The sequence below is a fragment of the Pseudomonas botevensis genome (assembly GCF_019145475.1).
Classification (GTDB): Bacteria; Pseudomonadota; Gammaproteobacteria; order Pseudomonadales; family Pseudomonadaceae; genus Aquipseudomonas; species Aquipseudomonas botevensis.
In genome coordinates this window covers 646,889-661,987 of sequence record NZ_JAHTKI010000001.1, presented here as the reverse complement: position 1 = coordinate 661,987, position 15,099 = coordinate 646,889, and the positions used below count along the sequence as shown (strand labels likewise).

Below are 15,099 nucleotides of genomic sequence, written 5' to 3'. Positions count from 1 at the left end.
CCACGCCGCGCGTGGGAGCGAACAGTGCTAGATGTTCTGGCGATCGCCTTTAGGATCGAAGAACACCGAAGAAACGATTTCCGCCTCGATCACGCTGCCGTCGGCCAGCGGTGCGAACACCCGCTCGCCCAAACGTTTCAGACCGCCCTTGACCACGCCCATGGCAAACGAATAACCGAGGGAGTTGTGCGCGTAGCTGGAAGTCACGTGGCCGACCATGGTCATCGGGATCGCCTGCTTGGTGTTGAACACCAGTTGCGCGCCTTCCGGCAGCCATACATTCGGATCGATCGGTTTCAGGCCCACCAACTGTTTACGCTGGTCACGCACACAGTCTTCACGGTTCATCCCACGCTGGCCGATCCACGAGAACGGTTTGGTGCGACCGACGCACCAGCCCATGTTCAGGTCGTCCGGGGTCATCGAGCCGTCGGTGTCTTGCCCGACGATGATGAAGCCCTTCTCGGCGCGCAGGACGTGCATGGTTTCGGTGCCATACGGCGTCAGGTTGTACTGCTTGCCGGCCTCGACGATTTTTTCCAGCACACCCATGGCGTAGTCGGCCTGGACGTTGACTTCGTAAGACAGCTCACCGGTGAACGAGATGCGGAACACCCGCGCCGGCACGCCACCGACCAGACCTTCTTTCCAGGTCATGAACGGGAACGCTTCGTTGCTCAGATCGATGTCAGTGACGGCGCTGAGCAGCTTGCGGCTGTTCGGCCCCGACAGGGTCATGGTCGCCCAGTGGTCGGTGACCGAGGTGAAGTAGACCTTCATCTCCGGCCATTCGGTCTGGTGGTACAGCTCCAGCCATTGCAGCACGCGTGCGGCGCCGCCAGTGGTGGTGGTCATGACGAAATGGTTGTCGGCCAGACACGCCGTCACGCCGTCGTCGAAGACCATGCCGTCTTCCTTGCACATCAGGCCGTAGCGGGCCTTGCCCACATCGAGCTTGGTCCAGGCGTTGGTGTACACGCGGTTGAGGAACTCGCGGGCGTCCGGCCCCTGGATGTCGATCTTGCCCAGGGTCGAGGCGTCCAGCAGGCCAACGCTGTCGCGCACGGCCTTGCATTCGCGCTTCACGGCGGCGTGCATGTCTTCACCGTTTTTCGGGAAGTACCACGGACGCTTCCACTGGCCGACGTCTTCGAACTCGGCGCCTTGTTTCAGGTGCCATTGATGCAGCGCGGTGTAACGCACCGGTTCGAAGATGTGCCCGCAATGACGACCGGCCACTGCGCCGAAGGTGATCGGCGTGTAGTTCGGACGGAACATCGTAGTGCCCATCTGCGGAATGGTCACGTTCAGCGAACGGGCGGCGATGGCCAGGCCGTTGACGTTGCCGAGCTTGCCCTGATCGGTGCCGAAGCCCAGCGCGGTGTAGCGTTTGACGTGCTCGACCGACTCGAAACCTTCGCGGGTCGCCAGTTCAATGGCGGCGGCAGTCACATCGTTCTGCAGGTCGACGAATTGCTTCGGCGCCCGTGCGGTGGCTTTCTCGTGCGGCACCTGGAACAGCGCCAGGGTCGGCTCTTCGAGACGGCTCAAGGCTTTCGGCAGCACCGCTTCGACGGTCTGGAAGCCAGCCTCGGAAGCGGCGCGCACGCCCCCTTCAAAACCGTCGGCCAGGGAATCGCCGAGGCTGTAGACGCCGTTGATACCACCCACGCAAACACGCTTCTGCGGTGCTTCGCCCGGTACGAAACCGAGGATGTCTTCACGCCAGATCGGCTTGCCACCCAGGTGCGACGCCAGGTGAACCACCGGGCTGTAGCCGCCGGAGCTGGCGATCAGGTCGCAGTCGAGCCATTCGCCCGGGCTGGTGACCTTGTGACCTTTGACATCAATCGCGGCCACACGGGCAGCGGTGACGTGCTTGCTGCCACGGGCCTCGATCACCGCGCTGCCGGTGAGGATGCGGATGCCCTTGGCGCGCGCTTCTTCCACCAGTGCACCGCGTGGATTGCTGCGGGCGTCGGCGATAGCCACCACTTGCAGGCTGGCGTCGAGCCAGTCCAGCGCCACGCGATAGGCGTGATCGTTGTTGGTCGACAGCACCAGTTTCTTGCCCGGCGCCACGCCGTAACGGCGTACGTAAGTCGACACCGCACCGGCGAGCATGTTGCCCGGCACGTCGTTGTTGCCGTAGACCAGCGGACGCTCATGCGCACCGGTCGCCAGCACCACACGCTTGGCGCGAACCCGGTGGATGCGCTGGCGCACCTGGCCGATCGGCGCACGGTCACCGAGGTGATCGGTGAGGCGTTCGTGAATGGTCAGGAAGTTGTGGTCGTGGTAACCGTTGACCGTGGCGCGCGGCAACAGCAGCACGTCCGGGGTGTTCTTCAATTCGGCAACGACGCTTGCCACCCACTCCACCGCAGGCTTGCCGTCGAGGCTTTCGCGGGAGTCGAGCAGGCTGCCGCCGAACTCTTCCTGCTCATCGGCCAGGATCACCCGGGCGCCGCTGCGTGCAGCCGCCAGGGCAGCGGCCAGACCCGCAGGGCCGGCGCCGACGATCAGCACGTCGCAGTGCTGGTTCATGTAGTCGTAGGTGTCCGGATCGTTCTCGGTCGGCGAACGGCCCAGGCCTGCCGCCTTGCGGATGTACTTCTCGTAAGTCATCCAGAACGATTGCGGATACATGAAGGTTTTGTAGTAGAAACCCGGCGGCATCAGCTTGCCGCCAACCTTGCCGAGAATCCCCATCATGTCGTTGTTGACGCTCGGCCAGCCGTTGGTGCTGGTGGCGACCAGGCCTTGATACAGCGCCTGTTGCGTGGCCCGCACGTTAGGAATCTGGGTGGCTTCGGTGGCGCCGATCTGCAGCACCGCGTTCGGCTCTTCGGCACCGGCGGCGAAGATCCCGCGCGGACGGGAGTACTTGAAGCTGCGACCGATGATGTCGACGCCGTTGGCCAGCAGTGCAGCGGCCAGCGAGTCGCCTTCGAAGCCCTTGTAGCTCTGGCCGTTGAAGGTAAAGCTCAGCACTTTGTTGCGGTCGATCCGTCCACCGTTGGACAGGCGATTGGTCTGGCTCATACCTTCTCTCCCAGCGCCGTCGTGGCTGTTTTCGCCGTGTCAGCCTTGTCGGTGAATTGCGGCTTGGTGCCGATCTTGTAGGTTTCGAGAATCTCGTAGGTCACGGTGTCGCGGGTGACGTTGAAGTACTGGCGGCAACCGGCGACGTGATCCCACAACTCGTGGTGCAGACCGCGCGGGTTGTCGCGGAAGAACATGTAGTCGCCCCACTCCTCATCGGTGCAGCTTGCAGGATCCAGCGGACGCGGGATGTGCGCCTGGCCAGATGCATGGAATTCCTCTTCGGAGCGCAGTTCGCCGCAGTGAGGACAGAAGATATGCAACATGGGGATTTCTCCTGTTAGTGGGCGACAGCCGCAGCGCCGTGTTCGTCGATGAGGGCGCCGTTGTGGAAACGGTCGATGGAAAAAGGTGCGGCCAGCGGGTGCATTTCACCCTTGGCCAGGCTGGCGGCAAACACGTTGCCCGAGCCGGGGGTGGCCTTGAAGCCGCCGGTGCCCCAACCGCAGTTGAAGAACATGTTCGGCACCGGGGTTTTCGAAATGATCGGGCAGGCGTCCGGCGTGGTGTCGACGATGCCGCCCCACTGACGGTTCATGCGTACACGCGACAGCACCGGGAACATTTCGACGATGGCCTGGATGGTGTGCTCGATCACCGGGTACGAACCCCGCTGGCCGTAGCCGTTGTAGCCGTCGATACCGGCGCCGATCACCAGGTCGCCCTTGTCGGACTGGCTGATGTAGCCGTGCACGGCGTTGGACATGATCACGCTGTCGATGATCGGTTTGATCGGCTCGGACACCAGCGCTTGCAGCGGGTGGGATTCGACCGGCAGACGGAAACCGGCAAGTTTCGCCATGTGTCCGGAGTTGCCGGCGGTGACCACACCGACGCGCTTGGCGCCGATGAAGCCCTTGTTGGTTTCAACGCCGATGCACACGCCGTTTTCCTTGCGGAAACCGATCACTTCGGTCTGCTGGATCAAGTCCACGCCGAGGGCGTCGGCGGCACGGGCAAAGCCCCAGGCCACGGCATCGTGACGGGCCACGCCGCCGCGACGCTGGACGGTCGCGCCCATCACCGGGTAGCGGGTGTTCTTGGAGCAATCGAGGTACGGGATTTCGTCCGCGACTTGCTTGGCATTGAGCAGCTCGCCGTCGACGCCGTTGAGGCGGTTGGCGCTGACCCGACGCTCGGAATCACGGATGTCCTGCAGGGTGTGGCACAGGTTGTAGACGCCGCGCTGGGAGAACATCACGTTGTAGTTCAGATCCTGCGACAGACCTTCCCAGAGTTTCATCGCGTGTTCGTACAGGTGCGCCGACTCGTCCCACAGGTAGTTGGAGCGAACGATGGTGGTGTTGCGCGCGGTGTTACCGCCGCCCAGCCAGCCCTTCTCGACCACGGCCACATTGGTGATGCCGTGCTCCTTGGCCAGGTAGTAGGCGGTCGCCAGACCGTGCCCGCCACCGCCGACGATGACCACGTCGTAGACCTTTTTCGGGGTCGGCGTGCGCCACATGCGCTGCCAGTTTTCGTGGTGGCTGAGGGAGTGTTTGAAGAGGCCGAAGCCCGAATAGCGTTGCATAGTCATTTACTCCAGAACGCTCAGCGATAAACCGGGAAGTCTGCGCACAGGGCCGAAACCTGCTGGGCGACGTTGGCCTCGACATCGGCATCGCCGAGGTTGTCGAGGATGTCGCAGATCCAGCCGGCCAGGGTCACGCACTGCGCTACCTTGAAGCCGCGCGTGGTCACCGCCGGGGTGCCGATACGCAGGCCGGAGGTGACGAACGGCGACTGTGGATCGTTCGGCACCGCGTTCTTGTTCACGGTGATGTGGGCACGGCCGAGGGCGGCGTCCGCATCCTTGCCGGTCAGGCCCTGACGGATCAGGCTGACCAGGAACAGGTGGTTGTCGGTGCCGCCGGACACTACATCGTAGCCACGTTTGACAAATACGCTCGCCATCGCCTGAGCGTTGTCGATCACTTGTTGCTGATAGGCCTTGAAGCCAGGCTCCAGCGCTTCCTTGAAGCACACCGCTTTACCGGCGATGACGTGCATCAGCGGGCCGCCCTGGGCGCCGGGGAACACCGCAGCGTTGAGCTTCTTCTCGATTTCTTCGTTGGACTTGGCCAGGATCAGGCCACCACGCGGACCGCGCAGGGTTTTGTGGGTGGTGGTGGTGACCACGTCGGCAAACGGAATCGGGTTCGGGTACAGACCGGCGGCGACCAGACCGGCGACGTGGGCCATGTCGACGAACAGCAGCGCACCAACCTTGTCGGCGATCTGGCGGAAGCGCGGGAAGTCGAGGGTCTTGGAGTAGGCGGAGAAACCGGCCACGATCATTTTCGGCTTGCACTCGACGGCCAGACGCTCGACTTCGTCGTAATCGATCAGCCCGGTGCTGGTGTCGATGCCGTACTGCACGGCGTTGTACAGCTTGCCCGAGGACGACACCTTGGCGCCGTGGGTCAGGTGACCGCCGTGGGCCAGGCTCATGCCGAGAATGGTGTCGCCCGCTTGCAGCAGCGCCAGATAAACAGCGCTGTTGGCGGAAGAGCCGGAGTGCGGCTGGACGTTGGCGTAATCAGCACCGAACAGTTGCTTGGCGCGTTCGATGGCCAGGGCTTCAACCTTGTCGACGTGCTCGCAGCCACCGTAGTAGCGCTTGCCCGGATAGCCTTCGGCGTACTTGTTGGTCAGGCCACTGCCCTGCGCCTGCATCACGCGCTTGCTGGTGTAGTTCTCCGACGCGATCAGCTCGATGTGATCTTCCTGACGTTGCTCCTCGGCGTTCATCGCCGCCAGCAGTGCATCGTCGTAACCCTGGATCTGGTCTTGCTTGCTGAACATCGCGTCTCTCCCAGCGGCATCTGTGCGCCATTCGTCTCGGTAAGGCACCGGCAATTCGGCGGTGCCCTTTTGATGCGATGGTATGACCGGCTTCAAGAGGTCAAATGCCTACGGACGCCACGCAAAGGTGCGTTTACGACATGGCCTGAAAGCGACAGTCTCTTCAGCGTCAGGCAATTGCCTGGCGAAGGGCGAGCAACAGGAGGAAATGCGCCGGATACAGCGCGTACGCCCAGCGACGCATGGGCGGTACTGAAAGCGACCTGGCGTGTCGCAACAGGAACATTCCCAGCCCTGGCGCGACCAGGCATGCACCAAGGCCAAAGATCGCCACGCCGTTGCCGAACTGTGCCGACTCGAGCAGCACCCGCCACTGATTCGCCGCCAGACACACCAGCCCCGGCAGCAGGCTGAAATACCAGGGCCGACCCATCACCAGCAGCAACGCCAGCGGCAGCAGCACGCCGAACAGACCGAACATCAGTCGCTCGGCAAACAGCACTGCCAGCAACAAGGCAACTGCGGCCAGCAGTCGCGAACCCGGCGCCCGGTCCTGCCAGCCCAGCGCCACCAGCAAGCCCAGCGCCAGGGTCGGCATGACGTTCAGGGTGTCAGGCTCGGGAATGTACAAACGGTAGGGTATTTCACTCACGGCGCTGAACAGCAGCAGCCAGCCCGGATACCGCCACCCGGTCTTGCGCGCGCCGCTTCGCGCCAGGTTCGCCGCCATCGCCAGGCAGAACCACGGGAACGCCAGCCGCCCCGGCACATACAGCCAATCGGCGCTGATCCCGACATATCGCAGGTGATCGAGCAGCATGCTCAGCAACGCCAGCCACTTGAGCAGATCCAGCGCGCCGTCGCGTCGGCTCAGGTGCATAATCGGCCAGCGTCCATGTAAAGTTCTGCCAGCGACATCCCGTGTGCTCCCCGGATGATCTTCGGTAAAGTGCGCACCATCATTGACCAACGCAGCGCCACAAGCGCCGCGATCACGGAAGCCGGCCATGACCGACAAGAGCCAACAATTCGCCAGCGACAACTACTCCGGTATCTGCCCCGAAGCCTGGGCTGCCATGGAACAGGCCAACCACGGCCACCAGCGCGCCTACGGCGACGATGAATGGACAGCGCGGGCCTCTGATTATTTCCGCAAATTGTTCGAAACCGACTGCGAAGTGTTCTTCGCCTTCAATGGCACCGCCGCCAACTCGCTGGCGCTGTCGTCGCTGTGCCAGAGTTACCACAGCGTGATCTGCTCGGAAACCGCCCATGTCGAAACCGACGAATGCGGCGCCCCGGAATTCTTCTCCAACGGCTCGAAACTGCTGATCGCCGGCACCGAGAACGGCAAGATCACCCCGGCCTCGATCCGCGAAGTCGCGCTCAAGCGCCAGGACATCCACTACCCGAAACCCCGTGTGGTCACCCTGACCCAGGCCACCGAAGTCGGCAGCGTCTACACCCCGGAAGAAGTTCGTGCCATCAGCGACACCTGCAAGGAACTGGGCCTGAACCTGCACATGGACGGCGCGCGATTCTCCAACGCCTGCGCCTTCCTCGGCTGCTCGCCGGCGGACCTGACCTGGAAGGCCGGCGTCGACGTGCTGTGCTTCGGCGGCACGAAAAACGGCATGGCGGTGGGTGAAGCGATCCTGTTCTTCAACCACAAACTGGCGGAAGACTTCGATTACCGCTGCAAACAGGCCGGGCAACTGGCCTCGAAGATGCGCTTCCTGTCGGCGCCGTGGGTCGGCATCCTGGAAAACGACGCCTGGCTCAAATACGCCCGCCACGCCAACCACTGCGCACAACTGCTGGCGGAGCTGGTCAGCGACATTCCGGGTGTGGAACTGATGTTCCCGGTGCAGGCCAACGGTGTGTTCCTGCAACTCTCGGAACCGGCCATCGCCGCCCTGACGGCACGCGGCTGGCGCTTCTACACCTTCATCGGCAAGGGCGGCGCACGCTTCATGTGCTCCTGGGACACCGAGGAAGAGCGCGTACGCGAACTGGCCCGCGACATCCGCGAAGTCATGTCGGCCTGACGCACCGCACGGATCGTTCCCACTCACAGGGAACGATCCCCCCGCTTCGTTTGCCCTGGTCTACATTGTCTGTCGAGCCTCCGCTCACATAACAATAAGCAGGAGCATCCGCATGTCGCTACAAGGCAAAACCCTGTTCATCACCGGCGCCAGCCGTGGCATCGGCCGTGAGATTGCGCTGCGCGCCGCCAGGGACGGGGCCAATATCGTCATCGCCGCCAAGAGCGCCGAAGCGCATCCCAAGCTGCCCGGCACCATTCATAGCGTCGCCAAGGAAGTCGAGGCGGCCGGCGGCAAAGCGTTGGCGTTGCAAGTGGATGTGCGCGATGAAGACGCGGTACGTCAGGCGCTGGCCCAGGCCAATGAACATTTCGGCGCCATCGATGCGCTGGTGAACAACGCCGGGGCGATCAAGCTCACCGGGGTGGCACACATCGAACTCAAGCGCTTCGACCTGATGCACCAGATCAACACCCGCGCGGTGTTGCTGTGCAGCCAGGCGGCCCTGCCCTACCTGAAAAAGTCCGCCGGGCACATTCTCAACCTGTCGCCGCCACTGAACCTGGCAACCAAATGGTTCGCCCAGTACAGCCCCTACACCGTGACCAAATACGGCATGAGCATGCTGACCCTGGGCATGAGCGAGGAATTCGCCAATTACGGGATCAGCGTCAATTCATTGTGGCCGCAGACCATGATAGCCACGGCGGCCATCGAGTTTCAGCTGGGCAACCGGGAGTCGTTCAGGCATGCACGGACGCCGGCGATCATGGCGGATGCGGCGCAGGTGATTCTGGACAGCAGCGGGCGGGCGATTACCGGGCGGTTGTTGATTGATGAGGAGATTTTGCGGGAGAGCGGCGTGACCGGGTTTGATCATTACCGCTTTGAGCCAGAGAGTGATGCGAAGTTGATGACGGATTTGTTTGTCGATTGATCAGTGTGCCTGTGAGCCCCTCCCCTCACCCTAGCCCTCTCCCAAAGGGAGAGGGAACTGACCCAGGTGTTTATCCGGGGTACGCCGACGTGAAATACCGAGTCGAACTCAGGATCTGAAAAGCTTACAAATCGGCTCCCTCTCCCTGGGGAGAGGGGTAAACCTAGCTCAGGGGCCGCCCCATCGCCGATCAGTATTCGATCCGCACATCCCCTTTAGGCACGCTGCAGCACGACAGAATGTACCCTTCGGCCTCGTCGTCCTCGGTGATCCCGCCGTTGTGATCCATCTCCACCTCACCACCCAGCTTGAGCACCTTGCACGTTCCGCAGATTCCCATGCCGCAGGCTTTCGGGATCATCAGGCCGACCTTGGCCGCCGCCGCATGCACGGTTTCGCCCGGGGCCACGCGGATGCTCTTGTCCGAGGAGGTGAACTCCACCAGATGCAGGTCCGCCGCATCGACTTCCGGTGCTTCCGCCGCCTGCTCGGCCTGCTCCACCGCATCGGCACGGGCCTCCGGTGGCGTGGCGCCGAAGGATTCCTCGTGGTAGCGCTTCATGTCGTAGCCGGCGTTTTCCAGCAGGCGCTTGACCGCGTTCATGTACGGCGTCGGGCCACAGCAGAACACTTCGCGCTCAAGGAAGTCCGGCACCATCAGTTCCAGCATCTTGTGGTTGAGGTAGCCGCGATACCCGGCCCACGGCTCGCCCAGGCCATGCTTTTCACAGATCAGGTGCAGGCTGAAGTTGTCGATCCGCGACGCCATGTGTTCCAGCTCGCGGTGATAAATGATGTCTTTCGGCGAACGGGCGCTGTGGATGAACGTCATGTCGACGTTGCCGTTGGTGTCGTAGAACCAGCGTGCCATCGACATGCACGGCGTAATGCCCACGCCACCGCTCAGGTACAGCACTTTCGGGCTCGGGAAGTCGATGGCGTTGAACAGCCCGACCGGACCGTGCACCGCCAGCTCCTGGCCTTCGTGCAGAGTGTCGTGCAACCAGTTGGAGACCTTGCCTCCCGGCACGCGCTTGATGGTCACCGAAAAGCTGTACGGCACCGACGGCGAGCTGGAAATGGTGTACGAACGCATGATCGGCTGGCCTTCGATTTCCAGCTCCAGGGTCACGAACTGCCCCGGCTTGAAGAAGAACAGGATCGGCTGGTCGGCCATAAAGCAGAAAGTGCGCACATCCCAGGTTTCCTGGATGACTTTGACGCAACGGACAATGTGTCGGCCATTGGCCCAGGTCTGGGTGGTGACCGGATTCAGGAAGTTGTTGGACATGCTGTTCTCCACGGCCGACTGCCGGCCTCATGTCGGCGATTTTGCGTATAGCGCAGACCGTCCGTTTACCTATCCGCGACATTGACATACTTATCGCGACCAGCCGCCAACCACCGGGGGTTGCGCGTCGGGAACAGATTGCACCATGTCGCCCATGGATAAGGTTCCGCCCGGCGCCGGCCCCACACTCGCCCCAACACAAAACGCTTTCCTTACACCTTGCGTAGCAACCCTGATCAGCCACTTTCGCGGCCACGCAGATGGCCTTGAGGAATACATCGATGGACGTCACCGCAAAAATCAGCCTGGGCGATCCGCTGGAACCCGCACGCAAGGCCACCGCACAAATGCTGCAAGAGCGCGAGCGCACCTTCTCGCTGCCGCAACCGTTCTACAGTGACGAGCGGCTGTTCGATATCGACATGCAGGAGATCTTTCAGAAAGAGTGGTTGATCGCCGGCATGACCTGCGAAATCCCGGCCAAGGGCAACTACCTGACCCTGCAGATCGGCAAGAACCCGATCATTGTCATTCGCGGCGCCGAAGGCGTGGTGCATGCGTTCCACAACGTCTGCCGCCACCGTGGCTCGCGTCTGTGTACCAGCGACAAGGGCAAGGTCGCCAAACTGGTCTGCCACTACCACCAGTGGACCTATGAACTGGACGGTCGCCTGCTGTTCGCCGGCACCGAAATGGGCGCCGACTTCGACATGAACCAGTACGGCCTCAAACCGGTGAACGTGAAGACCGCCGGTGGCTACATCTTCATCAGCCTGGCGGAGAACCCACCGGCCATCGATGACTTCCTGTCGACCCTGAACCATTACATGGAACCTTACGACATGGAGAACACCAAGGTGGCGATCACCACCACCTTGATGGAAAAGGCCAACTGGAAACTGGTGCTGGAAAACAACCGCGAGTGCTACCACTGCAACGGTTCGCACCCGGAACTGCTGAAAACCCTGCTGGAATGGGACGACGTCACCGACCCGCGCGCCGACCAGGCGTTCAAGGATCACGTCGCCGCCTCCGCCGCTGCCTGGGACGCCGAGAAAATCCCTTACGCCCACGCCAGCTTCGGCCTGCGTAACCGCATCGTGCGCATGCCGCTGCTCAAGGGCACCGTGTCGATGACCATGGACGGCAAACAGGGCTGCGCCAAACTGATGGGCCGGATCAAGAACCCGGACCTGGGTTCGATGCGCATCCTGCACCTGCCGCACTCGTGGAACCACTGCATGGGCGACCACATCATCGTCTTCACCGTGTGGCCGATCAGCGCTCAGGAAACCATGGTCACCACCAAATGGCTGGTCCACAAGGACGCGGTCGAGGGCGTGGACTACGACGTCGAGCGCATGCGCAAGGTATGGGACGCGACCAACGACCAGGACCGTCGTCTGGCCGAAGAGAACCAGCGCGGCATCAACTCCACCGCTTACCAGCCAGGGCCGTATTCCAAGACTTATGAGTTCGGCGTGGTCAACTTCGTCGACTGGTACAGCGAGCGGATGCTGAACAACCTCGGGGCCGAGCCGGCGCCTTATCTCAAAGGCGTGCCGGTGCAAGGCTAAAAGCAACAGCTTCGCGGGCAAGCCCGCTCCCACAGGGTACGGTGTACACCACCGACCACTGTGGGAGCGGGCTTGCCCGCGTATAGGCCCCTCACATTCACTGCATCATCTGGATGACCAGCGCACGCTGCCATCCTCGCCGATGAACTCCTCGAAAATCTCCTCCCCCACCAGCCTGATTTTCGCGTAGCCGTTCAGCACCCGATCCGGATACGACGGATCCTGCGCATTCTTCGTTTCCGAAAACAGCACCCGCGAATGCCCGTTCAACTGGCTGGTGGTGCCGTAGGGAATGGCACCATGCCCGGCACACCGCGCATGCAACCCGCCCTGCGTCGCGTAGACGATGCCGTTGTGCAGATGCCCCCAGTACCAGTAATCCGGCTCGCGGCCGAGGGCGTCGCACACCGGTTGATACAGCGCGGTCTTGTTGTGCCCGGTGATATCGAAGCCCTGGTGATGGCTGAGCACCATGAGCTTCTTGCGTTTGGGCAGCGCCTTCATCCACTCGATCTGCGGTTTGTTCAGGGTGCCGTCCATGTACAGGTTCATCACGTCCGAGGCGTACGCCGTGTCCAGCCCGACGATCAGCCAGTCGTCATTGACCATCGCGAAATAACTGGTGCCCTGCTGCCCCGGAAACCGGTGCGCCAGTTCCTTGAAGTAACCATGGGCGCCGCTGTACATCTCGTGGTTGGAATTGAGCGTGAACGAGCCGTGGGTGCCCATCGGCCAACCGGCCATGTCGGTGTCTTCCTGGGAATGGGTGCCGGCGTAATACACATCACCCAGGTGGATGGTGAAGTCGGCATTGGCCAGTTGCATCTGGTTGGCCACCGCCACCGCCGGGGCGTGACTGTTGAACGGTCCGGTGCCCCAGTCACCGGCAATCGCCAGGGTCACGTCGCGCGCCATCGTCACCATCGCCGGGTCGGTGCCGAAGGTCGCGTGATGGCGCAGGTTCTCGATCCACTTGAGCAGGGCCTCGCTCCACAAAAGATCCAGCAGCTCCCATTTGCGACAACCGAGCAACGTGCCGTCCTTCAACACCCGGGTCTGCAACTGATCGGTGGACTGCGGCAGCGGCGTGGCATTGCCGATGCGCAGGATCGACAGGCCGTGGGCCAGCTCCCACGGCACGCCCGGTTCGTCGTCCGGCAGATCGCCGTGCTTGAGCACGTACTGCGCCTGATCGTGCCCGCGCTGCAGCAACTTGATGATCGCTTCGAACTCCTTGGGCTCCAGATCGCTGATGAGCTTCATCCAGGCCATTTCCACCCGCGTGAGCAAGCCGTGCAGACGTACTTTGACCTTGTCGTATTCGTGTTTCAGATGACCGACCGCTGACATGGCGTAATCCTCTATCCGTAAGGGCTCACAGGGTTTTCATGAACTCGATCAGGGCGCGTTTATCGACGTCGGAGAGCGTCGTGCCGTACAGGTGACCGCTGTTGTGATTGCCCTCCAGGCGCGTGTCGTACTTGAAGTCGGCGGAGGCTTTGGCCTGGGCGCCGCTGGTGACGAAACCGACGTTGACCGGGTCGTAGATGTCGGAGCCGGTGATGAACACCTGCGGACGTTTTTCCGACGGTTGCAGCAAGTCCCACAGGGTCGGCACCGAACCGTTGTGCAGGTACGGCGCACGCAGCCAGACGCCATCGGTGGGGGTGTTGCTGTAGCTCTGGGTCTTGCGGTAGGCACCGAAGTCGAACGGCGGTTTCTTGAAGGTGTGGAACGCCGCCACCAGCCCGGTGGTGAACGAATCCAGCCGGTGCTGATCGGTGCCTAACTGGTCGATTTGGGTGGTCACCTGACCGGTGTCGCTGCGACCGAAGTCATGGCAACCGGCGCAGTTGGCTTCCCAGATCGGTTTGCCCTGCGCGACTTTCGCCTGATCCAGCGCCCACGGCCAGGCCGGTGCCTTGTGGCCGAGCAGCCAGTTGGTCACGCGATTGAAGCTTGGCGGCAGCACCGACTCCGGCGTCGCGCCCACGGCCATCGCGGCGGCGTAGTTGCGTTCGTGGATCTTGTTGTTATTGCCGTCCCAGTGCAGGTACATCGATTCCCGGGGTTTCTGGTTCCACACTTGCGGCAGGTCGACGGTGCCGATGGTCGAGTCATCCGGGAAGCCGAACACCACCATTTTCGTCGGGTTGAAGGTGTCGGTACGCCCCGGCCCCTGTGGCGGCCGCAGTTTCTGCCAGGCGTAGGCCTGTTTCTGCTTGAGCAGCGCAGTCTTGGCCATCGGCATGATCAGGTAGCGGTTGTAGATGCGTTCGAAGAAGCCCAGCTGAAACTTGGCATTGATCGCCGTCATCAGCGCATCGGTGGTGAATTTCGGATCACTGGCGCAATCGTAGGCGAACCACTGGAAGGCTTGCAGTTGCAGGGTATTGGCCGGGGCGCTCGGCACGTTGGTCGCCACGTCGCTGGCATTGGCCCGGTAGGAACCGGTGTGGCACAGCGCGCAGTTCGGCTCGACGGTCGGGTAACCGATCTGCCGCTTGGCCATGCCGATCGGCAGGTCGTTGCCGTTCTCGAACAGGAAACCGAAGACTTCCCAGCCTCCGGGCTTGGGCATTTTTTCCGGGCACATCTGCGGCAGCACGGAGAACAGGTAATACGGAATCCGCGCCTCGATGCCCAGGCCGATGGCGGCGTATTTGTAGTGATCTTCGTCGGAGGCGTATTGCTGCTCCGGCACCACCCGCAGCATCTGATACCAGGTCTCGTAACCGATGAACCCCAGCACCGCCACCACGACCAATGTGCCGACCTTGAACCCGTGGCTCTGCCAGCGTCGCGCCCAACCGGCCTTCCACTCGCGCCAGCCCTTGCACAGCAACGCCAGCGGCCGGTTTTCCGGGGTGTTGCCCAGGTACAGGAGGATGCCGAGGATCAGGAAAAAGCTCAGGTCACCCATGAGCATCGGCACGAACACCGAACCCTGGATGCTGGTGTTGATCAGGTAGATCCAGAACACCACGGCGATCAGCCGCGTCAGGACGCAGAGCCAGGAATGCACCACGTAGCGCGGCGCGTTGAAACCCGACGGCATGTAGAACACGCTGATGCCCACCAGCAGCATCCCGGCGTTTTCCAGCCACGGATCGGAGAGTTGCGGCGGCAGGCCGACCACCGATGTCAGCAACCCCGGCGCAAACAGCGCCGGGATCGCAAACACCATGTTCATGGCAATGCCGAGCCAGATGAAGCGTTGAAACCAGCGGATATAGCTGTCCATATCATCCATTTCCTTGTGCAGACCACAGAGATGCAGCGCCAGACCTGTCGCTTTCGCGAGCAAGCCCGCTCCCACATTGGAATGCGGTGCTC

11 protein-coding genes are annotated in these 15,099 nt (G+C 62.3%); 3 read left to right on the top strand and 8 right to left on the bottom strand.

Annotated features, from left to right (window positions below; translation table 11 throughout):
• Positions 1 to 27: 27 nt before the first annotated feature.
• The 5 genes from KVQ74_RS03115 to KVQ74_RS03095 all read right to left on the bottom strand — a co-directional run bounded on the left by KVQ74_RS03115 (position 28) and on the right by KVQ74_RS03095 (position 6,790).
• Positions 28 to 3,045, bottom strand: coding sequence for a sarcosine oxidase subunit alpha (locus tag KVQ74_RS03115; RefSeq protein ID WP_217829526.1), 3,018 nt, complete (start codon positions 3,043 to 3,045; stop codon positions 28 to 30).
• Positions 3,042 to 3,371, bottom strand: coding sequence for a sarcosine oxidase subunit delta (locus KVQ74_RS03110; RefSeq protein WP_007959805.1), 330 nt, complete (start codon positions 3,369 to 3,371; stop codon positions 3,042 to 3,044). The genes KVQ74_RS03115 and KVQ74_RS03110 overlap by 4 nt, the downstream gene beginning before the upstream one ends.
• Positions 3,372 to 3,385: 14 nt before the next feature.
• A complete protein-coding gene (locus tag KVQ74_RS03105) occupies positions 3,386 to 4,636 on the bottom strand; it encodes a sarcosine oxidase subunit beta (protein WP_030139293.1) in 1,251 nt (416 codons plus the stop codon).
• A gap of 20 nt (positions 4,637 to 4,656) precedes the next feature.
• Positions 4,657 to 5,910: a serine hydroxymethyltransferase gene (locus KVQ74_RS03100; protein WP_217829525.1), complete on the bottom strand. Its 1,254-nt coding sequence runs from the start codon at positions 5,908 to 5,910 to the stop codon at positions 4,657 to 4,659.
• 169 nt (positions 5,911 to 6,079) lie between these two features.
• Complete coding sequence (locus KVQ74_RS03095; protein WP_217829524.1) at positions 6,080 to 6,790, bottom strand: TraX family protein; 711 nt, start codon at positions 6,788 to 6,790, stop codon at positions 6,080 to 6,082.
• A gap of 127 nt (positions 6,791 to 6,917) precedes the next feature.
• Here KVQ74_RS03095 and KVQ74_RS03090 point away from each other — a divergent pair, with 127 nt between their 5' ends.
• Positions 6,918 to 7,958 (top strand): threonine aldolase family protein, encoded by a 1,041-nt coding sequence (locus KVQ74_RS03090; RefSeq protein ID WP_007959802.1) that lies wholly within the window; start codon positions 6,918 to 6,920, stop codon positions 7,956 to 7,958.
• Between the two features lie 112 nt (positions 7,959 to 8,070).
• A complete protein-coding gene (locus KVQ74_RS03085) occupies positions 8,071 to 8,895 on the top strand; it encodes an SDR family oxidoreductase (RefSeq protein WP_217829523.1) in 825 nt (274 codons plus the stop codon).
• A 190-nt stretch (positions 8,896 to 9,085) separates the two neighbouring features.
• Here KVQ74_RS03085 and gbcB read toward each other — a convergent pair whose 3' ends face one another.
• Positions 9,086 to 10,186 carry a glycine-betaine demethylase subunit GbcB gene (gbcB, locus tag KVQ74_RS03080; protein WP_217829522.1) on the bottom strand — a complete coding sequence of 367 codons (1,101 nt, stop codon included), beginning with the start codon at positions 10,184 to 10,186 and terminating at the stop codon, positions 9,086 to 9,088.
• A 281-nt stretch (positions 10,187 to 10,467) separates the two neighbouring features.
• Here gbcB and gbcA point away from each other — a divergent pair, with 281 nt between their 5' ends.
• The gene (gene gbcA, locus KVQ74_RS03075) at positions 10,468 to 11,763 is read left to right on the top strand and encodes a glycine-betaine demethylase subunit GbcA (protein WP_217829521.1); all 1,296 of its coding nucleotides are present in this window, start codon (positions 10,468 to 10,470) and stop codon (positions 11,761 to 11,763) included.
• Positions 11,764 to 11,868: 105 nt separating this feature from the next.
• Here gbcA and KVQ74_RS03070 read toward each other — a convergent pair whose 3' ends face one another.
• Both KVQ74_RS03070 and KVQ74_RS03065 read right to left on the bottom strand, forming a co-directional pair.
• On the bottom strand, positions 11,869 to 13,113 hold the full coding sequence (locus KVQ74_RS03070) for a metallophosphoesterase family protein (RefSeq protein WP_217829520.1): 1,245 nt from the start codon (positions 13,111 to 13,113) through the stop codon (positions 11,869 to 11,871).
• A 25-nt stretch (positions 13,114 to 13,138) separates the two neighbouring features.
• Complete coding sequence (locus KVQ74_RS03065) at positions 13,139 to 15,007, bottom strand: c-type cytochrome (protein ID WP_217829519.1); 1,869 nt, start codon at positions 15,005 to 15,007, stop codon at positions 13,139 to 13,141.
• Between the last annotated feature and the right edge of the window lie 92 nt (positions 15,008 to 15,099).

Excerpts from the sequence above, each read along its gene's own strand:
- KVQ74_RS03115 (WP_217829526.1), bottom strand. The coding sequence starts at position 3,045 with ATGAGCCAGACCAATCGCCTGTCCAACGGTGGACGGATCGACCGCAAC.
- KVQ74_RS03110 (WP_007959805.1), bottom strand. The coding sequence starts at position 3,371 with ATGTTGCATATCTTCTGTCCTCACTGCGGCGAACTGCGCTCCGAAGAG.
- KVQ74_RS03105 (WP_030139293.1), bottom strand. The coding sequence starts at position 4,636 with ATGCAACGCTATTCGGGCTTCGGCCTCTTCAAACACTCCCTCAGCCAC.
- KVQ74_RS03100 (WP_217829525.1), bottom strand. The coding sequence starts at position 5,910 with ATGTTCAGCAAGCAAGACCAGATCCAGGGTTACGACGATGCACTGCTG.
- KVQ74_RS03095 (WP_217829524.1), bottom strand. The coding sequence starts at position 6,790 with ATGCACCTGAGCCGACGCGACGGCGCGCTGGATCTGCTCAAGTGGCTG.
- KVQ74_RS03090 (WP_007959802.1), top strand. The coding sequence starts at position 6,918 with ATGACCGACAAGAGCCAACAATTCGCCAGCGACAACTACTCCGGTATC.
- KVQ74_RS03085 (WP_217829523.1), top strand. The coding sequence starts at position 8,071 with ATGTCGCTACAAGGCAAAACCCTGTTCATCACCGGCGCCAGCCGTGGC.
- gbcB (WP_217829522.1), bottom strand. The coding sequence starts at position 10,186 with ATGTCCAACAACTTCCTGAATCCGGTCACCACCCAGACCTGGGCCAAT.
- gbcA (WP_217829521.1), top strand. The coding sequence starts at position 10,468 with ATGGACGTCACCGCAAAAATCAGCCTGGGCGATCCGCTGGAACCCGCA.
- KVQ74_RS03070 (WP_217829520.1), bottom strand. The coding sequence starts at position 13,113 with ATGTCAGCGGTCGGTCATCTGAAACACGAATACGACAAGGTCAAAGTA.
- KVQ74_RS03065 (WP_217829519.1), bottom strand. The coding sequence starts at position 15,007 with ATGGACAGCTATATCCGCTGGTTTCAACGCTTCATCTGGCTCGGCATT.